Below are 13,364 nucleotides of genomic sequence, written 5' to 3' on the forward strand. Positions count from 1 at the left end.
CGTGCCACGCTCGGTCCATGCGGAACGCGGCCCCGGTGTCCACTCCGCCCCGGGTGCTGCCGCCCAACGATCCCCGCCAGTACGACGACCTGGCCGGCGAGTGGTGGCGACCGGACGGCGCGTTCGCGATGCTGCACTGGCTGGCCCGGGCCCGCGCGGCCCTGGTGCCGCCGGCGTCCGAAGGGGACGACCTGCTGGTCGACCTCGGCTGCGGCGCCGGGCTGCTCGCCCCGCACCTGGCCGGCAAGGGCTACCGGCACGTCGGGGTGGACCTGACCCGCTCCGCCCTCGACCAGGCCGCCGGGCGCGGCGTGACGGTGGTCCAGGGCGACGCCACCGCGGTCCCGCTCGCGGACGGCTGCGCCGCCGTGGTCTCCGCCGGTGAGCTGCTGGAACACGTGCCGGACTGGCGGCGCGCGGTGGCCGAGGCGTGCCGGCTGCTGCGGCCCGGCGGGCTGCTGGTGCTGGACACCCTCAACGACACCTTCCTGGCCCGGCTGGTGGCGGTGGAGTTGGGCGAGCGGCTGCCCACCGTGCCGCGCGGCATCCACGATCCACGGTTGTTCGTGGACGCCCGCGCGCTGGTGGCGGAATGCGCCCGGCACGGCGTGGCGCTGCGGCTGCGCGGGGTCCGACCCGAGTTGGGCGGGACACTGACGTGGCTGCTGCGCCGGTGGCGCGGTGCCGGCCGTCCGGTCCGGAGGGAGCCGCGCATCGTGCCGACCTGGTCGACCGCCGTGCTCTATCAGGGCCACGGGCGCCGGAGCGGGTAGCGGGGGCCGCCGGGGGTAAAGGGGACGCCGAGAAGGGGGCTACATGACTGTGCACGCGCTGGAGGCGGCCCGCAGGTTGGCGCCGCGACTGGCCGCCCGCGCGGCCGACCACGACCGGGACGGCTCGTTCCCGGTCGACGACTTCGCCGACCTCCGGCAGGCCGGTCTGTTCGGGCTCATGGTGCCGCGCGAGCTGGGCGGCATGGGCGCCACCTTCGCCGAGTACGCGGCGGTCGCCACCGAACTGGCCCGGGGCAACGGCGCGACGGCGCTGGTGTTCAACATGCACGCCTCGGTCACCGGCGCGCTGGGCGCGGTCACCGAGGAGCTGGCCGAGGCGCTCGGCGTGCCGGACGAGGCGCTGGCCGCCCGGGACCGCCTGCTCCGCGCGGCGGCCGAGGGCGCCTGGTACGCGGTGGCCATGAGCGAGCGCGGCGCCGGTGCCCGGCTGTCCCAGCTCAGCACGGTCTACGAGGCGGTCGAGGGCGGCTGGCACCTCAAGGGCAGCAAGACCTTCTGCTCCGGCGCGGGCCACCCGGACGGCTACCTGGTGGCCGCCCGCAGCGCCACCGACCAGTCGGTGGTCTCCCAGTTCCTGGTCCCCGCCGGGGCGGGGCTCACGGTCGAGCCCACCTGGGACTCGCTGGGCATGCGCGCGACCTCCTCGCACGACCTGCACCTGGACGTGACCGTCCCGGCCGACCGGCTGCTCGGCGGGGTGGAGGGCCTGGCCCTGGTGGTCGCCCAGCTGATGCCGCACTGGCTGGTGGCCAGCTACGCGGCCGTCTACGTCGGGGTGGCCCGGGCCGCCATCGACGCCGCCGCCGAGCACCTGAACGCGCGCAACCTGGCCGGCCTGCCGGCGGTCCGGGCCCGGCTGGGCCGGGCGGACGCGGCCGTGGCGGCGGCCGGACTGGTGGTCGCCGAGGCGGCCCGTCGGGTCGACGAGGCGCCCGGCGACGCCGAGACCAACCGCTGGGTGTGGCGGGCCAAGCTGCTGGCCGGCACCACCGCCGCCGAGGTGGCGGCGTCCATGCTGGAGGCCGCCGGCACGTCGGCCACCCGGCGGGGGCATCCGTTGGAGCGGCTCTACCGGGACGCCCGGTGCGGCTCGCTCCACCCGGCCACGTCCGACGTCTGCGCCGACTGGCTCGGCATCGCCGCGCTCGGCGGCGACCCGGACCGCGACGGCTCGACGCCTCGTTGGTGAAGCGTCGGGTTGGGGGACGAGAGGTGGGGGACGTGGGGGACATGGGCGTGCCGGTGATCGCGGGTCTGGGTACGGCGCAACCGCCGTCCGCCGCGCAGGACGAGCTGTGGGCGGGCTTCTTCGCGAAGCACTTCTCCGGGACCACCCGGGCGCTGGCCGAGCGGATCTTCGCCAACTCCGGGGTGTCGCGGCGCCAGGCGGCGGTGAACCCGCTGCTGGAGGACGTCTCGGAGTGGCCCACCGAACGGCGGATGCGGCGCTACCAGGTCGAGGCGCTGCCGCTGGGCAAGGAGGCGGTCGGCCGGGCGCTGACCGCCGCCGGCCTCGACGCCGGTGACATCGGCCTCTTCGTGGTCTGTTCCTGCACCGGGTACGCCACGCCGGGGCTGGACATCCTGCTTGCCCGGGACCTGGGCATGGCCCCGGACACGCAGCGCATGTTCGTCGGGCATATGGGCTGCTACGCCGCCCTGCCCGGGCTCGGCGCGGCCAGCGACTTCGTCACCGCCCGGGGCCGCCCCGCGCTGCTGCTCTGCGCGGAGCTGACCAGCCTGCACATCCAGCCGCCGGGCGCGCGGGTGGACACCCAGCAGATCGTCTCGCACGCGCTCTTCTCCGACGCCGCGGTCGCCGCCGTGGTCGTCCCCGGCGGCCGGGGGTACGCGCTGCGCGAGGTCACCTCGGTCACCGACACCTCCACGGCCGACCACATGACCTGGGACGTCACGGACACCGGCTTCCGGATGGGGCTGTCCCCGAAGGTGCCGCAGGTGCTCTCGCGTCACGTCCGGGGGCTGGTCGACGACCTGCTGGCCCGGCACGGGTGGCAGCGTTCCGAGGTGGACGGCTGGGCGGTGCACCCGGGCGGCCCCCGCATCCTCAACGTGGTGGAGCGGGAGCTGGCCCTTCCGCCGGCGGCGCTCGCGGCGTCCCGGGCCATCCTAGACGAGCACGGCAACTGCTCGTCCCCGACGGTGCTGCTGATCCTGGACCGGCTGGGCCGGGCGGAGACGCCGCCGGAACGGGTCGTGATGCTGGCGTTCGGCCCGGGCCTCACGCTCTACGCGGCCCTGCTGGAGCGCACCGGCTGACGGGACGGCGGCCGCCGCCGCGCGCCGATACGCTCTCCGCATGGCTCCCGACGAGCGGATCCGGAGTGCGCTGCTGGCCGGGCTGACCGTGACGGCGCTGGCGGCCGGCGCGGGCTGGTGGCGGGCGGCGGCGCCGGAGCTGGGCCGACCCGCGCCCGCGCCCACCCCGTCGACCGGCGCCTTCCTCGAACCCGGCGTCCGGGTCGGCCCGAGTGGCTCCCGGGTCGGGTTGAGCGTGGTGGTGGACGCGCAGACCGGGCGGGTGCTGGAGCAGACGGAGGCGGATCCGGACGCGCCGGTGGTGATCCACGAGGAGCCCGGCGGGGTGACGCGGCGGAGCGAGGTCCTGTTCGAGGTGTGGCGGGAGCGGTCCCGCCTGACGCCGGACGGGGCCCCGGTGACCCGCCGGGCGAACGCGTCGGACGGCAACCGGTTCCTGCTGACGGTCAGCTGCTCCGGCCCGGGGGCGGTGGCCGTCCGGTTCACCGGTTCGTCCGACGACGGGACGGAGCAGATACTGAGCTGCGACGGGCCGACCGCCAGGTCGATGGTCACGGTGAGCTCGATGGGTGGGCCGCTGCTGACCCGGTTCGTCGCGCTGCGGGACCGGGTCGACCTCGACGCCCGGCTGGAGGCGCTGGCCTGAGCGGCGGTCAGCCGCCCAGCCGGACCAGGTCGTCGCGGTAGTCCGCCACCGGGCCCAGGTCGGGCACCACCCGGACGAGGGTGCCCTGCCGGTCCACCAGCAGCGCGGCGGCCGTGCCCGGGTGGGCGGACAGATGCAGGTAGGAGCGGAGGCCGCCGGCCGGGTCGGCGAGCGGGCGGACCCCCGGGGCGGTGGCGGACCCGGCGCTGCGGCTCTCGGTGACGGTGACCACGGTCACGCCGGGCGGCGCGGTCGCCGCCGCGGTGCCGACCTGCTCCGCGCAGACGCACGCGTCCACCAGGATGATCATGGCGGGCAGCAGGCTGCGCAGCGGCACCGGCGCGTCGTCGGGACCGACCAGGTCGAGCGCGGGCAGCGGCCCGATGGGCGCCGTCGGGTACGGGAGAACGGTGGGAGCGCCGCCGGAGCGGCTCGACCGGGGCCAGGTGACGGCGGCCAGCCCGGTGAGGGTGATCAGCAGGGCGACCAGCAGGGCCAGCACCGGCAGCCCGGGCGCCCCCCGACCGGCCGGGCCGAGGCCCCACCGCGAGGTGGCCTGCCGGTGGGCCGCGCGCAGCTCGCGGCGGACCTGGCGGGCCTCCTCGGCCAGCGCCGAGGCGTCGTCGGGGATGACCACCCGACCCCACTCCGGAGGCAGGTCGGGCAGCCCGTCCGGTGGCCCGTGGCCTTCAGCGTCAGGCATGCCCATCGGACCCCCAGGAGCCGTCTCGGTGAGCGGACGTACGTCCCTTCCCAGCGTCCCGCACCGGCCGTCGTACCGCCACACCTGGGCGCACGTGGAATTCCGGAGCTACCATGGAAGGAGCGCATCGCCCTAGTTATGAACGCTTCCGTCACCCTTACCGGGTTGTCATCCGTTGGTCACGGAGCGTGTCGAAACCATCGGCTTGACCGCCTGTCAAGCTGAAGAAATACCTCTCACAGGGCCCCTGAGCTGCGCCAACGGTCAGGACAGCGGTGAGACATCAGTGCCTGAGCGTGTTACCCTAGACACAGCGAAAGGGGTTTCGAACCTATGGTTTTCAGTGTCGGCGAGACCGTTGTTTACCCCCACCACGGGGCCGCACTCATCGAGGCAATCGAGACTCGGGTCATCAAGGGCGAGCCTAAGCAGTACCTCGTCCTCAGGGTCGCGCAGGGTGACCTGACGGTCCGGGTGCCCGCCGAGAACGCCGAGATCGTGGGTGTGCGAGAGGTGGTCGGCGAAGAGGGCCTGGGCAAGGTCTTCGACGTGCTCCGTGCACCGCACACCGAGGAGCCGACCAACTGGTCGCGGCGTTACAAGGCGAATCTGGAGAAGCTGGCCTCCGGTAACCCGCTGAAGGTTGCCGAGGTCGTCCGCGACCTGTGGCGCCGGGAGCGGGAGCGGGGTCTCTCCGCGGGTGAGAAGCGCATGCTGGCCAAGGCCCGCGACATTCTCGTCGGCGAGGTCGCGCTGGCCGAGAAGAGCACCAAGGACGAGGCGGAGACGCTGCTCGACAAGGTGCTGACCGAGGCCTGATCCACACCTCATCGTCGTACCCACGCCGTAGCAAACGAATCCGAGGACCGCGACGTGACCGCGCAGCTCAATCCGCGCGGTGACGTCGCGGTCCTCGTTCCTGCGGCCGGTGCCGGGGTACGCCTCGGCCCGGGCGCGCCCAAGGCGCTCCGGCTGCTGGCCGGCGAGCCGCTGCTGGTGCACGCGGTGCGCCGGATCGCCGCCGCGCCCTCGGTGCACACCGTCGTGGTGGCCGCCCCGGCCGCCGACGTCGAGTCGGTCCGGGCGATGCTCGCGCCGGTGGCCCCGGTCACCGTGGTCCCCGGCGGCGCCGAGCGCCAGGCGTCGGTGGCCGCCGCGCTGGCCGCCGTCCCCGCCGGGCCGGAGATCGTCCTCGTGCACGACGCGGCGCGGGCGCTCACCCCGCCCGAGCTGGTCGAGTCGGTGGCCGCCGCGGTCCGCGCCGGCCACGACGCGGTGATTCCGGTGCTGCCGGTGGTCGACACGGTCAAGGAGGTCGACGCCGGCGAACGGGTCCTCGGCACGGTCGACCGGGCCGCCCTACGCGCGGTGCAGACCCCGCAGGGCTTCCGCCGGTCGGTGCTCACCGCCGCCCACGAGGCGGCCGGCGACCCGCTCACCGACGACGCCGGACTGGTCGAGAAGCTGGGCGTCCCGGTGGACTGCGTACCCGGGTCGGAGCTGGCCCTGAAGATCACTCGCCCGTTCGACCTGGCCCTGGCCGAGCACCTGCTGGCCACCGGCGCCTGACGCGTACCCTCGGTTCATGATCGTTCCTCGGGTGGCCATCGGCACCGACGTGCACGCCTTCGCGGCCGGGCGCCCCTGCTGGGTCGCGGGCCTGCACTGGCCGGACCAGGACGGCCTGGCCGGCCACTCGGACGCCGACGTGGCGGCGCACGCCGCCAGCAACGCCCTGCTCTCCGCGGCCGGCCTCGGCGACCTGGGCGCGAACTTCGGCGTGGACCAGCCGGAGTGGGCGGGCGCGTCCGGTGTGGCCCTGCTGACCGAGAGCGCCCGGCGGGTCCGGGCGGCCGGCTTCGAGATCGGCAACGTGTCGGTCCAGGTGGTCGGCAACCGACCCAAGATCGGCCCGCGCCGGGACGAGGCGCAGCGGGTGCTCTCCGCGGCGGTCGGCGCGCCGGTCACCGTCTCCGCCGCCACCACCGACGGCCTGGGCTTCACGGGGCGCGGCGAGGGGCTCACCGGGATCGCGGTGGCCCTGGTCTACGAGGCGCCGGCGGCGTAAGACGACGGGCGGACGGCCGGGCCGGAGGCTACGCTCGCCGGGATGTCGAACGACGCCGCCCCCGACCAGTCCGCCGCCGACGGCTACCTCCAGCGCGCGCAGCTCCTCGCCGAACTGGGCCGGTACGACGAGGCCGCCGAGGAACTCGACGCCGCGCTCGCCGGCCACCCGGGCAACGCCGAGGCGTTGACCATGCTGGCCCGGGTGCACCTGGCCGCGGACCGGTCGGCGGAGGCGCTGCCGGTCGCCGAGGCGGCCGTGGCCGCCGCCCCGGGTGCCCTGTCGCCGTTGGTGGCGCGCGGCTTCGCCCTGGTCGACCTGGGCCGGTGGAAGGCCGCCGCGAGCACCGGGGACCAGATCCTGGCGCTCGGCCCGGACGACGCGTACGCCCAGCGGACCGCCGCCGCGATCCTGGCCGGCGCCCGCAACGGCCAGCCCGCGCTCAACGCCGCCTGGCGGGGTGTGGAGCTGGCCCCGGAGACCGCGCAGGCGCACCTGGTGCTCGGTCTGGTCGCCGCCCGGCTGGAGCTGTACGACCTGGCCGAGCGTGCCTACCGCGAGGCGCTGCGGCTGGACCCGGAGGTGGCCGCGGCGCGGCACGACACGGGCGTGATCCGGCTGGAGCAGCGCCGCTACGCGGAGGCGCTGGAGCACCTGGCCGAGGCGGCCACCATGGACCCGGAACGCCGCGACGCCGGCCCGACCACCGTCGACCCGCTGCACCGCCTGGTGCTCCACGGCGCCGGCTGGTCGCTGGTCGCCACCGTGCTGGTCGCCTTCCTGGCCCCGGTCGCGCCCGGCCCGTCCCGCGTCCTCGCGGTGCTGGCCGCGCTGGGCGGGGCGCTGCTGGTCTGGCGGAGCGCGGCCCGGCTGCCCGGCCTGCGGGACACCGTCCTGCCCGGGCTGCTCCGCGCCGACCGCGGCCTGGCCCTGAGCGTGTACGCGGTGGCCGCCGCCCCGGCGCTGCTGGTGCTCTACGCGCTGGTCGGCGGCCCGTGGCCGCTGGTCGCGGGGATCACCGTGACGGTGGTGGCCGGGTTCGCCGTGCTCGCCCGCGCCGGCCGGCACCCGGTGCGCTAGGCCCGGCGCGCCCAGGTCCAGGCGTACGCGTCGTCCTCGCAGGCGGTCCCCGCGTCGCAGAGGTCCAGCGGGCGGAAGGTGTCCACCATGACGGCCAGTTCGTCGAAGAACTCCGCCCCGATCGACCGCTCCGCGGCGCCCGGCTGGGGGCCGTGGGTGAAGCCGGACGGGTGCAGCGAGATCGAGCCCTGCTCGATGCCGGAGCCGCGCCGGGCCTCGTAGTTGCCGCCGGTGTAGAAGAGCATCTCGTCGGAGTCGACGTTGTGGTGGTTGTACGGCACCGGGATGGCGTCCGGGTGGTAGTCGACCTTGCGCGGCACGAACGAGCAGATCACGAAGTTCGGGCCCTGGAAGGTCTGGTGCACGGGCGGCGGCTGGTGGATCCGGCCGGTGATCGGCTCGAAGTCGTGGATGGAGAACGCCCACGGGTACATGTGCCCGTCCCAGCCGACCACGTCGAACGGGTGGTTCGCATAAACATGACGTGTCCAGACTGTGCCGCTGCCGTCCGGGCGTGCCGCCCGGGAACGGTGCCGGACCAGCACCTCGACGTCGGTCTCGTCGACCAGCAGCGGCGTGTCCGGCCCGCGGACGTCCCGCTCGCAGTAGGGGGAGTGCTCCAGGAACTGCCCGCGCACCGAGAGGTAGCGCTTGGGCGGGCCGATGTGGCCGGCGGCCTCGACGGCGAGCAGCCGGGGCGGTTCGTCGCCCGTGGGCACGAGGCGGTGGATGGTCGAGGTGGGGATGACGACGTAGTCGCCGGCCACCGCCTCCAGCACGCCGAACGGGGACTCCACGCGCAGCGAGCCGGACTCGAGGTAGAGGCAGTGGTCGCCGGTGGCGTCCCGGAACAGCGGCGACGGCTTGTCCGCCAGCACGTACGCGATCCGCACGTCGTCGTTGGCGAGCAGGTACTGCCGGCCGAGCACCGGGTCGGCGCCGGCCCCGTCGAGCTTGTGGGTGCGCAGGTGCCGGGGCTTGAGCGGCAGGTTGGGCACCCGGGTGAAGGCGGGCGGGGTGAACTCCTCGGCGGCCACGATCGCGGTGGGGGCGTGCCGGTGGTAGAGCAGCGACGAGTCGGAGGAGAAGCCCTCCTGACCGACCAGCTCCTCGGCGTACAGGCTGCCGTCGGGCTGGCGGAACTGGGTGTGGCGCTTGCGGGGCACCTCGCCGACGCTGCGGTAGTACGGCATCTCGCCTCCCGATATGTCCCGTTCTCCGGCCGGTGACGTCCGATAATCGGACGCGGCTGTCCGTTCCTTGTAGCGTCCCGTAGATTCTTGTCTCGTGTCAACGCAGGTGCCCCGCCTTCTCGCCGGCCTGGTCGACGACGCGGCGGTCTTCCCGCCCGGCAGCGCCGCGCTGCCGGACGCCGTGACCGCGCATCACCGGCACCGGGCCGGCTGGTACGCCGACCTGGTCGGCCCGCTGCTGCTGCCCGCCTCGACCCTGCCGGACCTGCCCGAACTGCTCGCCCCGGAGGCGACACTGGCGGTCGGCGTGATCGGTGACGTGCCGGTCGGCCGGCTGGAGGAGGCCCTCGCCGAGGCGGACCCCCGGCTCGCCGTCCGCCAGGTCGAGGCGCCGGTCGCCAAGCGCGGCGAGGACCCGCAGCCGGGCCTGGCCGACCTGGTCAAGCTCGCCGAGCGCCTCGCCGGCACCACCGTCTACGCCGAGATCCCGCTGACCTTCGGGCTGATGGGCGCGCTGGACGCCCTCGCCGAGGCGCGGGCCGGCGGGCTGCCGGTGGCCGCCAAGTTCCGCACCGGCGGGCTGGCCGCCGAGCTGTTCCCGACCCCGGTCGAACTGGCCGCGGTGCTCTGCGCCTGCCGGGACCGGGAACTGCCGTTCAAGCTGACCGCCGGGCTGCACCACGCGATCCGGCACCGGGACCCGGAGACCGGCTTCACCCACCACGGCTTCGTCAACGTGCTGGCCGCCACCCTGGCCGCCACCGGGGGCGCCGAGGTGGACGGGGTGGCCGAGCTGCTGGCCGCCACCGACCCGCTCCGGGTGGTCGAGCTGGCCCGGTCGCACCGGGAGGCCGAGCGCCCGCTGTGGGTCGGCTACGGCTCGTGCAGCATCTCCGAACCACTGACCGATCTGATCCGGCTGGGGCTGGTGAACGGGGGTTTTGAGGAATGAGCGAGCGTAGCGAGCGAATCAGCAGGTTCAGTGCGATGGTGCCTCATGGCGCCACGGAGCGGAGCGGAGTGGCGGCATGAGCTGGGTGACGGGTGCCGCGGGTTCCGCGTACGGGGTGAGCAACCTGCCGTACGGGGTGTTCCGGCAGGGCGACCGCGCGCCGCGGATCGGCGTACGCATCGGTGATTTCGTGCTGGACCTGGCCGGGGCGGAGGCCGCCGGGCTGGTGCTGGCCGCCGGGGCGCTGGGCCGGCCGACCCTCAACGACTTCATGGCGCTCGGCCGTCCGCAGTGGACCGCCGTCCGGCAGCGGGTGACCGAGCTGCTCACCGACCCGGCGCACCGGCCGGCCGTGGAGCCGCTGCTGGTGCCGCTGCGCGAGGTGGAGCTGCTGCTCCCGTTCGAGGTGGCCGACTACGTCGACTTCTACTCGTCCGAGCACCACGCGTCGAACGTCGGGCAGATCTTCCGGCCCGGGCAGCCGCCCCTGCTGCCGAACTGGAAGCACGTGCCGATCGGCTACCACGGCCGCGCCGGCACCGTGGTCGTCTCCGGCACCCCGGTCGTCCGCCCCAGCGGGCAGCGGGCCACCGCACAGGGGCCGACCACGGGCGCATCCGTGCGGCTGGACATCGAGGCCGAGGTCGGTTTCGTGGTCGGGGTGCCGAGCCGGCTCGGCGACCGCGTCGCCGTCGCGGACTTCGCCGACCACGTCTTCGGCGTGGTGCTGGTCAACGACTGGTCCGCCCGGGACATCCAGGCGTGGGAGTACCAGCCGCTGGGCCCGTTCCTGGGCAAGTCCTTCGCCACCTCGGTCTCGGCCTGGGTCACCCCGCTGGACGCGCTGGCCGACGCCTTCGTGCCCGCCCCGGACCAGGACCCGCCGGTGCAGGAGTACCTGCACGACACCCCGCACCTCGGGCTGGACCTGACCCTGTCGGTCGAGTGGAACGGCGAGCGGGTCGCCGAGCCGCCCTTCGCCACCATGTACTGGACGCCGGCCCAGCAGCTCGCCCACCTCACCGTGAACGGCGCGTCGCTGCGGACCGGCGACCTCTACGCCTCCGGCACCGTCTCCGGGCCGGAGCGCGGCCAGGTCGGCTCGTTCCTGGAGCTGACCTGGGGCGGGACCGAGCCGGTCAAGTTCGCCGACGGCGCCGCCCGCACCTTCCTGGAGGACGGGGACACGGTGACGATCACCGCCACCGCGCCCGGGCCGGACGGCACCACCATCGCCCTCGGCGAGGTCACCGGAAGCATCCTCCCGGCCCGCTGAACCGGCCCCTTTTCACTCTCCGTCCCCGGTCGCACCCGCTGTGCGACCGGGGACGTTTCCTTGGCCGTTGATCGTCGCGGACCGCGTACGCCCTGGCGGTGCGGGCCGGGGCGCACCCGAGTGGAACAGGAAGGACCGAGAGATGACCGAGCTGACCGGCGCCGTCTGGCGCACCAGCAGCCGCTCCAACGATCAGGGCCTCTGTGTCGAGGTGGCCACCAACGTGGTGGCCGCGCACGGCGTGGTGGGCGTACGCGACTCGAAGGACCCGCAGGGCCCGGCGCTCGCCGTCAGCCCACCGGGCTGGACGGCGTTCGTCGCCGCGATCCGGGGTGACGCCTTCCGGCGCTGACCCCTCGCCGCGCCCGGTGCCCCGCTCGGGGCACCGGTGGTGGAAATGTCACCGCAAGGCTCCCGTTACCCGGTCACGGCCCGTACCGTGGACGACACGGGAGGTGCCATGTCGACGGTGACGGTTTCCGCATTCATCGAAGCGCAGGACGTCGACGTCTGGCGGCTCCTCACCGACCTCCCGGCGCGGGCCGACTGGCTGTCCGCGGTCGGCGACGTCGAGGTTCTCAGCCCCGGCGACCTCGCGCCCGGCACGGCCTGGCGGGAGACCCGGGTCCGGCCGGACGGGGTCGCCGAGGCGGAGGAGTTCCTGGTGGTCGAGGCCGCCGCCCCGGCACGGCTGGTGCTCAGCTCCCGGGGCGCGGGCGCCGACTACCGGATCACCTGGACGCTGCGCGCCGTCGAGCGCCGGCGGCGCGGCTGCACCGAGGTCACCGTCGAGCACGAGGCGGTGCCGACCCGCCCGTACGGCCGGGTGCTGGCCCTGATCCTCGGCGGCCTGGCCGCCCGGGCCGTGGAGGGCGCCCTCCGCCGCGACCTGGCCGACCTGGCGCTGGCCGTCGGGCCCGCCCGGTCCGCCGAGGCCGCCTGAGCCGACCCGCGGGCCGACCCGAGCGTGGTCGGCCGGTGCGGGGCCCGGGAGCCGCCGCTGGGTAGGGTGCCGGGCGGAGGTACGGCATGGGGAAGCCCTCGGGGCGGCGGATCGCGGTGGCGGTCGTGGCGGTGCTGGCCGTCGCGGCGGCGGCCGCCGTGGTCCTGCGGGTCCTCGCGCCCGCCGAGGTGGAGACGGTCGCCCGGGGCGCGTACCCGGCCGCGCCCACCCCGCCGGTCGGCGTGATCGGCCGGTTGCCGGTGGCGCCGCTCGTCGTGGACGGCCGGCTCCGCGTCTACGCGGGCGCCCGCCAGGTGTACGCCGACCAGCCGGTCTCCGGAAGGCACCGGGTCACCCCGTTCTGGTCGTACCGCCGCTGGCCGGCGAAGCTGGTCGGCGTGCTCGCCGAGGGCACCACGGTGGTGAGCCGCTGGTCCGACGGGAAGCTGGTGGCGCTGGACGCGCGTACCGGGCGGGTCGCCTGGCGGGCCGACGGCCCCGCGCCGGGCGCGGTGCCGAAGCCCCGCCGCACCTACGCCGCCACGGTCTGGGACCCGGCGGGCCTGCACGTCACCCGGGCCGCCGACGGCCGCACCGTGCTGGTCGCCGCAGGCCCGGGCGCGGTCGGCGGGTACGCCCTCACGGACGGCCGCCGGCTGTGGCGGGCCGAGGTGGGGCGGGGCTGCCGCGCCGACGTGGGCACCACGGCCGCCGGCGAGGTGGTCGGGGTGGACTCGTGCGCCGGGCCGGCCGCGGTCGAGTTCCGGGACGCCGCGACCGGCGCGGTGCGGACCCGCTGGCGGCCGCCGGACGCCCCGGGCCAGCTCGTGGTGACCCCGGTGGGCTGCCGGGACGGGCGCTCGGCCTGTCGGGGCCTGCGTACCTCCGGGCGCGGCGACGAGACCGGCCGGGGCTGGCTGGTCGTCGGCGCGGGTGAGCCGGTGGCCGCCCCCGCCCTGGACGGCCCGGACGCCGTGCTGGACGGCGAGCGGGCGGTGGGTACCGCGGGTGGTGTGGTCACCGGGCGGTCCGCCCGCACGGGCGAGGAGCTGTGGCGCCGGGCCGACCTCGGGCCGGTCCGGATCCTGGCGGTCGAGCCGGGCCGGGTGCACCTGCTGACCGAGGGGCGGGACCTGGTCACCCTCGACCCGGTGACGGGCGCGGAGCGGTCCCGGTTCGCCATGGACATCGGCCGGGACGGGATCGGCTGGCAGCCCGGCCGGGCGCACGCGGCGGACGGCTACGTGGCGGTGGAGCGGCTCCGCGAGCGGGCCCGTCCGGACGACGACGACCAGGGCTGGTTCCTGATGGCCGAGCCGGTGCTGCTGGCCGCGACCTGACCGCACGAAACGGACAAATGGTACGGTTTCCCTGGGTTGTCCGTGCGTCGCAGCCCGGCCGGACGACCCGAGGCGTCCTGGGCCGGTCC

General features: G+C 75.5%; 15 protein-coding genes. 13 read left to right on the forward strand and 2 right to left on the reverse strand.

Translation table 11 applies throughout. The features are described 5' to 3' along the window. Nucleotides 1–17 precede the first annotated feature (17 nt). Genes FXF50_RS23125 through FXF50_RS23140 form a run of 4 tightly spaced genes read left to right on the forward strand, consistent with a single transcriptional unit; the run spans nucleotide 18 to nucleotide 3,720 of the window. Nucleotides 18–773 carry a methyltransferase domain-containing protein gene (locus tag FXF50_RS23125; RefSeq protein WP_148430968.1) on the forward strand — a complete coding sequence of 252 codons (756 nt, stop codon included), beginning with the start codon at nucleotides 18–20 and terminating at the stop codon, nucleotides 771–773. Nucleotides 774–816: 43 nt separating this feature from the next. Further along, a complete protein-coding gene (locus tag FXF50_RS23130) occupies nucleotides 817–1,983 on the forward strand; it encodes an acyl-CoA dehydrogenase family protein (protein ID WP_148430969.1) in 1,167 nt (388 codons plus the stop codon). Nucleotides 1,984–2,024: 41 nt separating this feature from the next. Continuing rightward, a complete protein-coding gene (locus FXF50_RS23135; RefSeq protein ID WP_148431013.1) occupies nucleotides 2,025–3,074 on the forward strand; it encodes a type III polyketide synthase in 1,050 nt (349 codons plus the stop codon). Nucleotides 3,075–3,114: 40 nt separating this feature from the next. Beyond that, nucleotides 3,115–3,720 (forward strand): hypothetical protein, encoded by a 606-nt coding sequence (locus tag FXF50_RS23140; RefSeq protein WP_148430970.1) that lies wholly within the window; start codon nucleotides 3,115–3,117, stop codon nucleotides 3,718–3,720. 7 nt (nucleotides 3,721–3,727) lie between these two features. Here the strand turns inward: FXF50_RS23140 and FXF50_RS23145 are convergent, their stop codons facing one another. Then, entirely contained in the window at nucleotides 3,728–4,429 is a 702-nt protein-coding gene (locus FXF50_RS23145) for a hypothetical protein (RefSeq protein WP_148430971.1), read from the reverse strand. Between the two features lie 327 nt (nucleotides 4,430–4,756). On the opposite strand from FXF50_RS23145, the gene FXF50_RS23150 reads away from it, so the two are divergent. The 4 genes from FXF50_RS23150 to FXF50_RS23165 are packed head-to-tail and all read left to right on the forward strand — an operon-like array spanning nucleotide 4,757 to nucleotide 7,571. After that, entirely contained in the window at nucleotides 4,757–5,242 is a 486-nt protein-coding gene (locus tag FXF50_RS23150; protein ID WP_007073334.1) for a CarD family transcriptional regulator, read from the forward strand. A 54-nt stretch (nucleotides 5,243–5,296) separates the two neighbouring features. Next, nucleotides 5,297–5,992 carry a 2-C-methyl-D-erythritol 4-phosphate cytidylyltransferase gene (ispD, locus tag FXF50_RS23155; RefSeq protein WP_148430972.1) on the forward strand — a complete coding sequence of 232 codons (696 nt, stop codon included), beginning with the start codon at nucleotides 5,297–5,299 and terminating at the stop codon, nucleotides 5,990–5,992. A gap of 16 nt (nucleotides 5,993–6,008) precedes the next feature. Next, nucleotides 6,009–6,491 carry a 2-C-methyl-D-erythritol 2,4-cyclodiphosphate synthase gene (ispF, locus tag FXF50_RS23160; protein ID WP_148430973.1) on the forward strand — a complete coding sequence of 161 codons (483 nt, stop codon included), beginning with the start codon at nucleotides 6,009–6,011 and terminating at the stop codon, nucleotides 6,489–6,491. A gap of 42 nt (nucleotides 6,492–6,533) precedes the next feature. Further along, on the forward strand, nucleotides 6,534–7,571 hold the full coding sequence (locus FXF50_RS23165) for a tetratricopeptide repeat protein (protein ID WP_148430974.1): 1,038 nt from the start codon (nucleotides 6,534–6,536) through the stop codon (nucleotides 7,569–7,571). Here FXF50_RS23165 and FXF50_RS23170 read toward each other — a convergent pair. Further along, a complete protein-coding gene (locus FXF50_RS23170; protein WP_148430975.1) occupies nucleotides 7,568–8,764 on the reverse strand; it encodes a homogentisate 1,2-dioxygenase in 1,197 nt (398 codons plus the stop codon). The two genes, FXF50_RS23165 and FXF50_RS23170, sit on opposite strands and share 4 nt — an antisense overlap. A 94-nt stretch (nucleotides 8,765–8,858) precedes the next feature. Between FXF50_RS23170 and FXF50_RS23175 the strand changes: the two genes are divergently transcribed. The 5 genes from FXF50_RS23175 to FXF50_RS23195 all read left to right on the forward strand — a co-directional run bounded on the left by FXF50_RS23175 (nucleotide 8,859) and on the right by FXF50_RS23195 (nucleotide 13,275). Continuing rightward, entirely contained in the window at nucleotides 8,859–9,716 is an 858-nt protein-coding gene (locus FXF50_RS23175; protein ID WP_148430976.1) for a hypothetical protein, read from the forward strand. A gap of 76 nt (nucleotides 9,717–9,792) precedes the next feature. After that, on the forward strand, nucleotides 9,793–10,992 hold the full coding sequence (gene fahA, locus FXF50_RS23180; protein ID WP_148430977.1) for a fumarylacetoacetase: 1,200 nt from the start codon (nucleotides 9,793–9,795) through the stop codon (nucleotides 10,990–10,992). 142 nt (nucleotides 10,993–11,134) lie between these two features. Further along, nucleotides 11,135–11,344, forward strand: coding sequence for a DUF397 domain-containing protein (locus FXF50_RS23185; RefSeq protein WP_091317211.1), 210 nt, complete (start codon nucleotides 11,135–11,137; stop codon nucleotides 11,342–11,344). Nucleotides 11,345–11,452: 108 nt separating this feature from the next. Then, nucleotides 11,453–11,935 (forward strand): SRPBCC family protein, encoded by a 483-nt coding sequence (locus FXF50_RS23190; RefSeq protein ID WP_148430978.1) that lies wholly within the window; start codon nucleotides 11,453–11,455, stop codon nucleotides 11,933–11,935. An 86-nt stretch (nucleotides 11,936–12,021) separates the two neighbouring features. Next, complete coding sequence (locus tag FXF50_RS23195; RefSeq protein ID WP_148430979.1) at nucleotides 12,022–13,275, forward strand: PQQ-binding-like beta-propeller repeat protein; 1,254 nt, start codon at nucleotides 12,022–12,024, stop codon at nucleotides 13,273–13,275. Nucleotides 13,276–13,364 lie beyond the last annotated feature (89 nt).

Origin of the sequence: Micromonospora sp. AP08 (genome assembly GCF_008085935.1) — a bacterium.
Classification (GTDB): domain Bacteria; phylum Actinomycetota; class Actinomycetes; order Mycobacteriales; family Micromonosporaceae; genus Micromonospora; species Micromonospora chersina.

Excerpts from the sequence above, each read along its gene's own strand:
- FXF50_RS23195 (WP_148430979.1), top strand. The coding sequence starts at position 12,022 with ATGGGGAAGCCCTCGGGGCGGCGGATCGCGGTGGCGGTCGTGGCGGTG.
- FXF50_RS23140 (WP_148430970.1), top strand. The coding sequence starts at position 3,115 with ATGGCTCCCGACGAGCGGATCCGGAGTGCGCTGCTGGCCGGGCTGACC.
- fahA (WP_148430977.1), top strand. The coding sequence starts at position 9,793 with ATGAGCTGGGTGACGGGTGCCGCGGGTTCCGCGTACGGGGTGAGCAAC.
- FXF50_RS23150 (WP_007073334.1), top strand. The coding sequence starts at position 4,757 with ATGGTTTTCAGTGTCGGCGAGACCGTTGTTTACCCCCACCACGGGGCC.
- FXF50_RS23185 (WP_091317211.1), top strand. The coding sequence starts at position 11,135 with ATGACCGAGCTGACCGGCGCCGTCTGGCGCACCAGCAGCCGCTCCAAC.
- FXF50_RS23135 (WP_148431013.1), top strand. The coding sequence starts at position 2,025 with ATGGGCGTGCCGGTGATCGCGGGTCTGGGTACGGCGCAACCGCCGTCC.
- FXF50_RS23125 (WP_148430968.1), top strand. The coding sequence starts at position 18 with ATGCGGAACGCGGCCCCGGTGTCCACTCCGCCCCGGGTGCTGCCGCCC.
- FXF50_RS23130 (WP_148430969.1), top strand. The coding sequence starts at position 817 with ATGACTGTGCACGCGCTGGAGGCGGCCCGCAGGTTGGCGCCGCGACTG.
- FXF50_RS23145 (WP_148430971.1), bottom strand. The coding sequence starts at position 4,429 with ATGGGCATGCCTGACGCTGAAGGCCACGGGCCACCGGACGGGCTGCCC.
- FXF50_RS23170 (WP_148430975.1), bottom strand. The coding sequence starts at position 8,764 with ATGCCGTACTACCGCAGCGTCGGCGAGGTGCCCCGCAAGCGCCACACC.
- FXF50_RS23165 (WP_148430974.1), top strand. The coding sequence starts at position 6,534 with ATGTCGAACGACGCCGCCCCCGACCAGTCCGCCGCCGACGGCTACCTC.
- ispF (WP_148430973.1), top strand. The coding sequence starts at position 6,009 with ATGATCGTTCCTCGGGTGGCCATCGGCACCGACGTGCACGCCTTCGCG.
- FXF50_RS23190 (WP_148430978.1), top strand. The coding sequence starts at position 11,453 with ATGTCGACGGTGACGGTTTCCGCATTCATCGAAGCGCAGGACGTCGAC.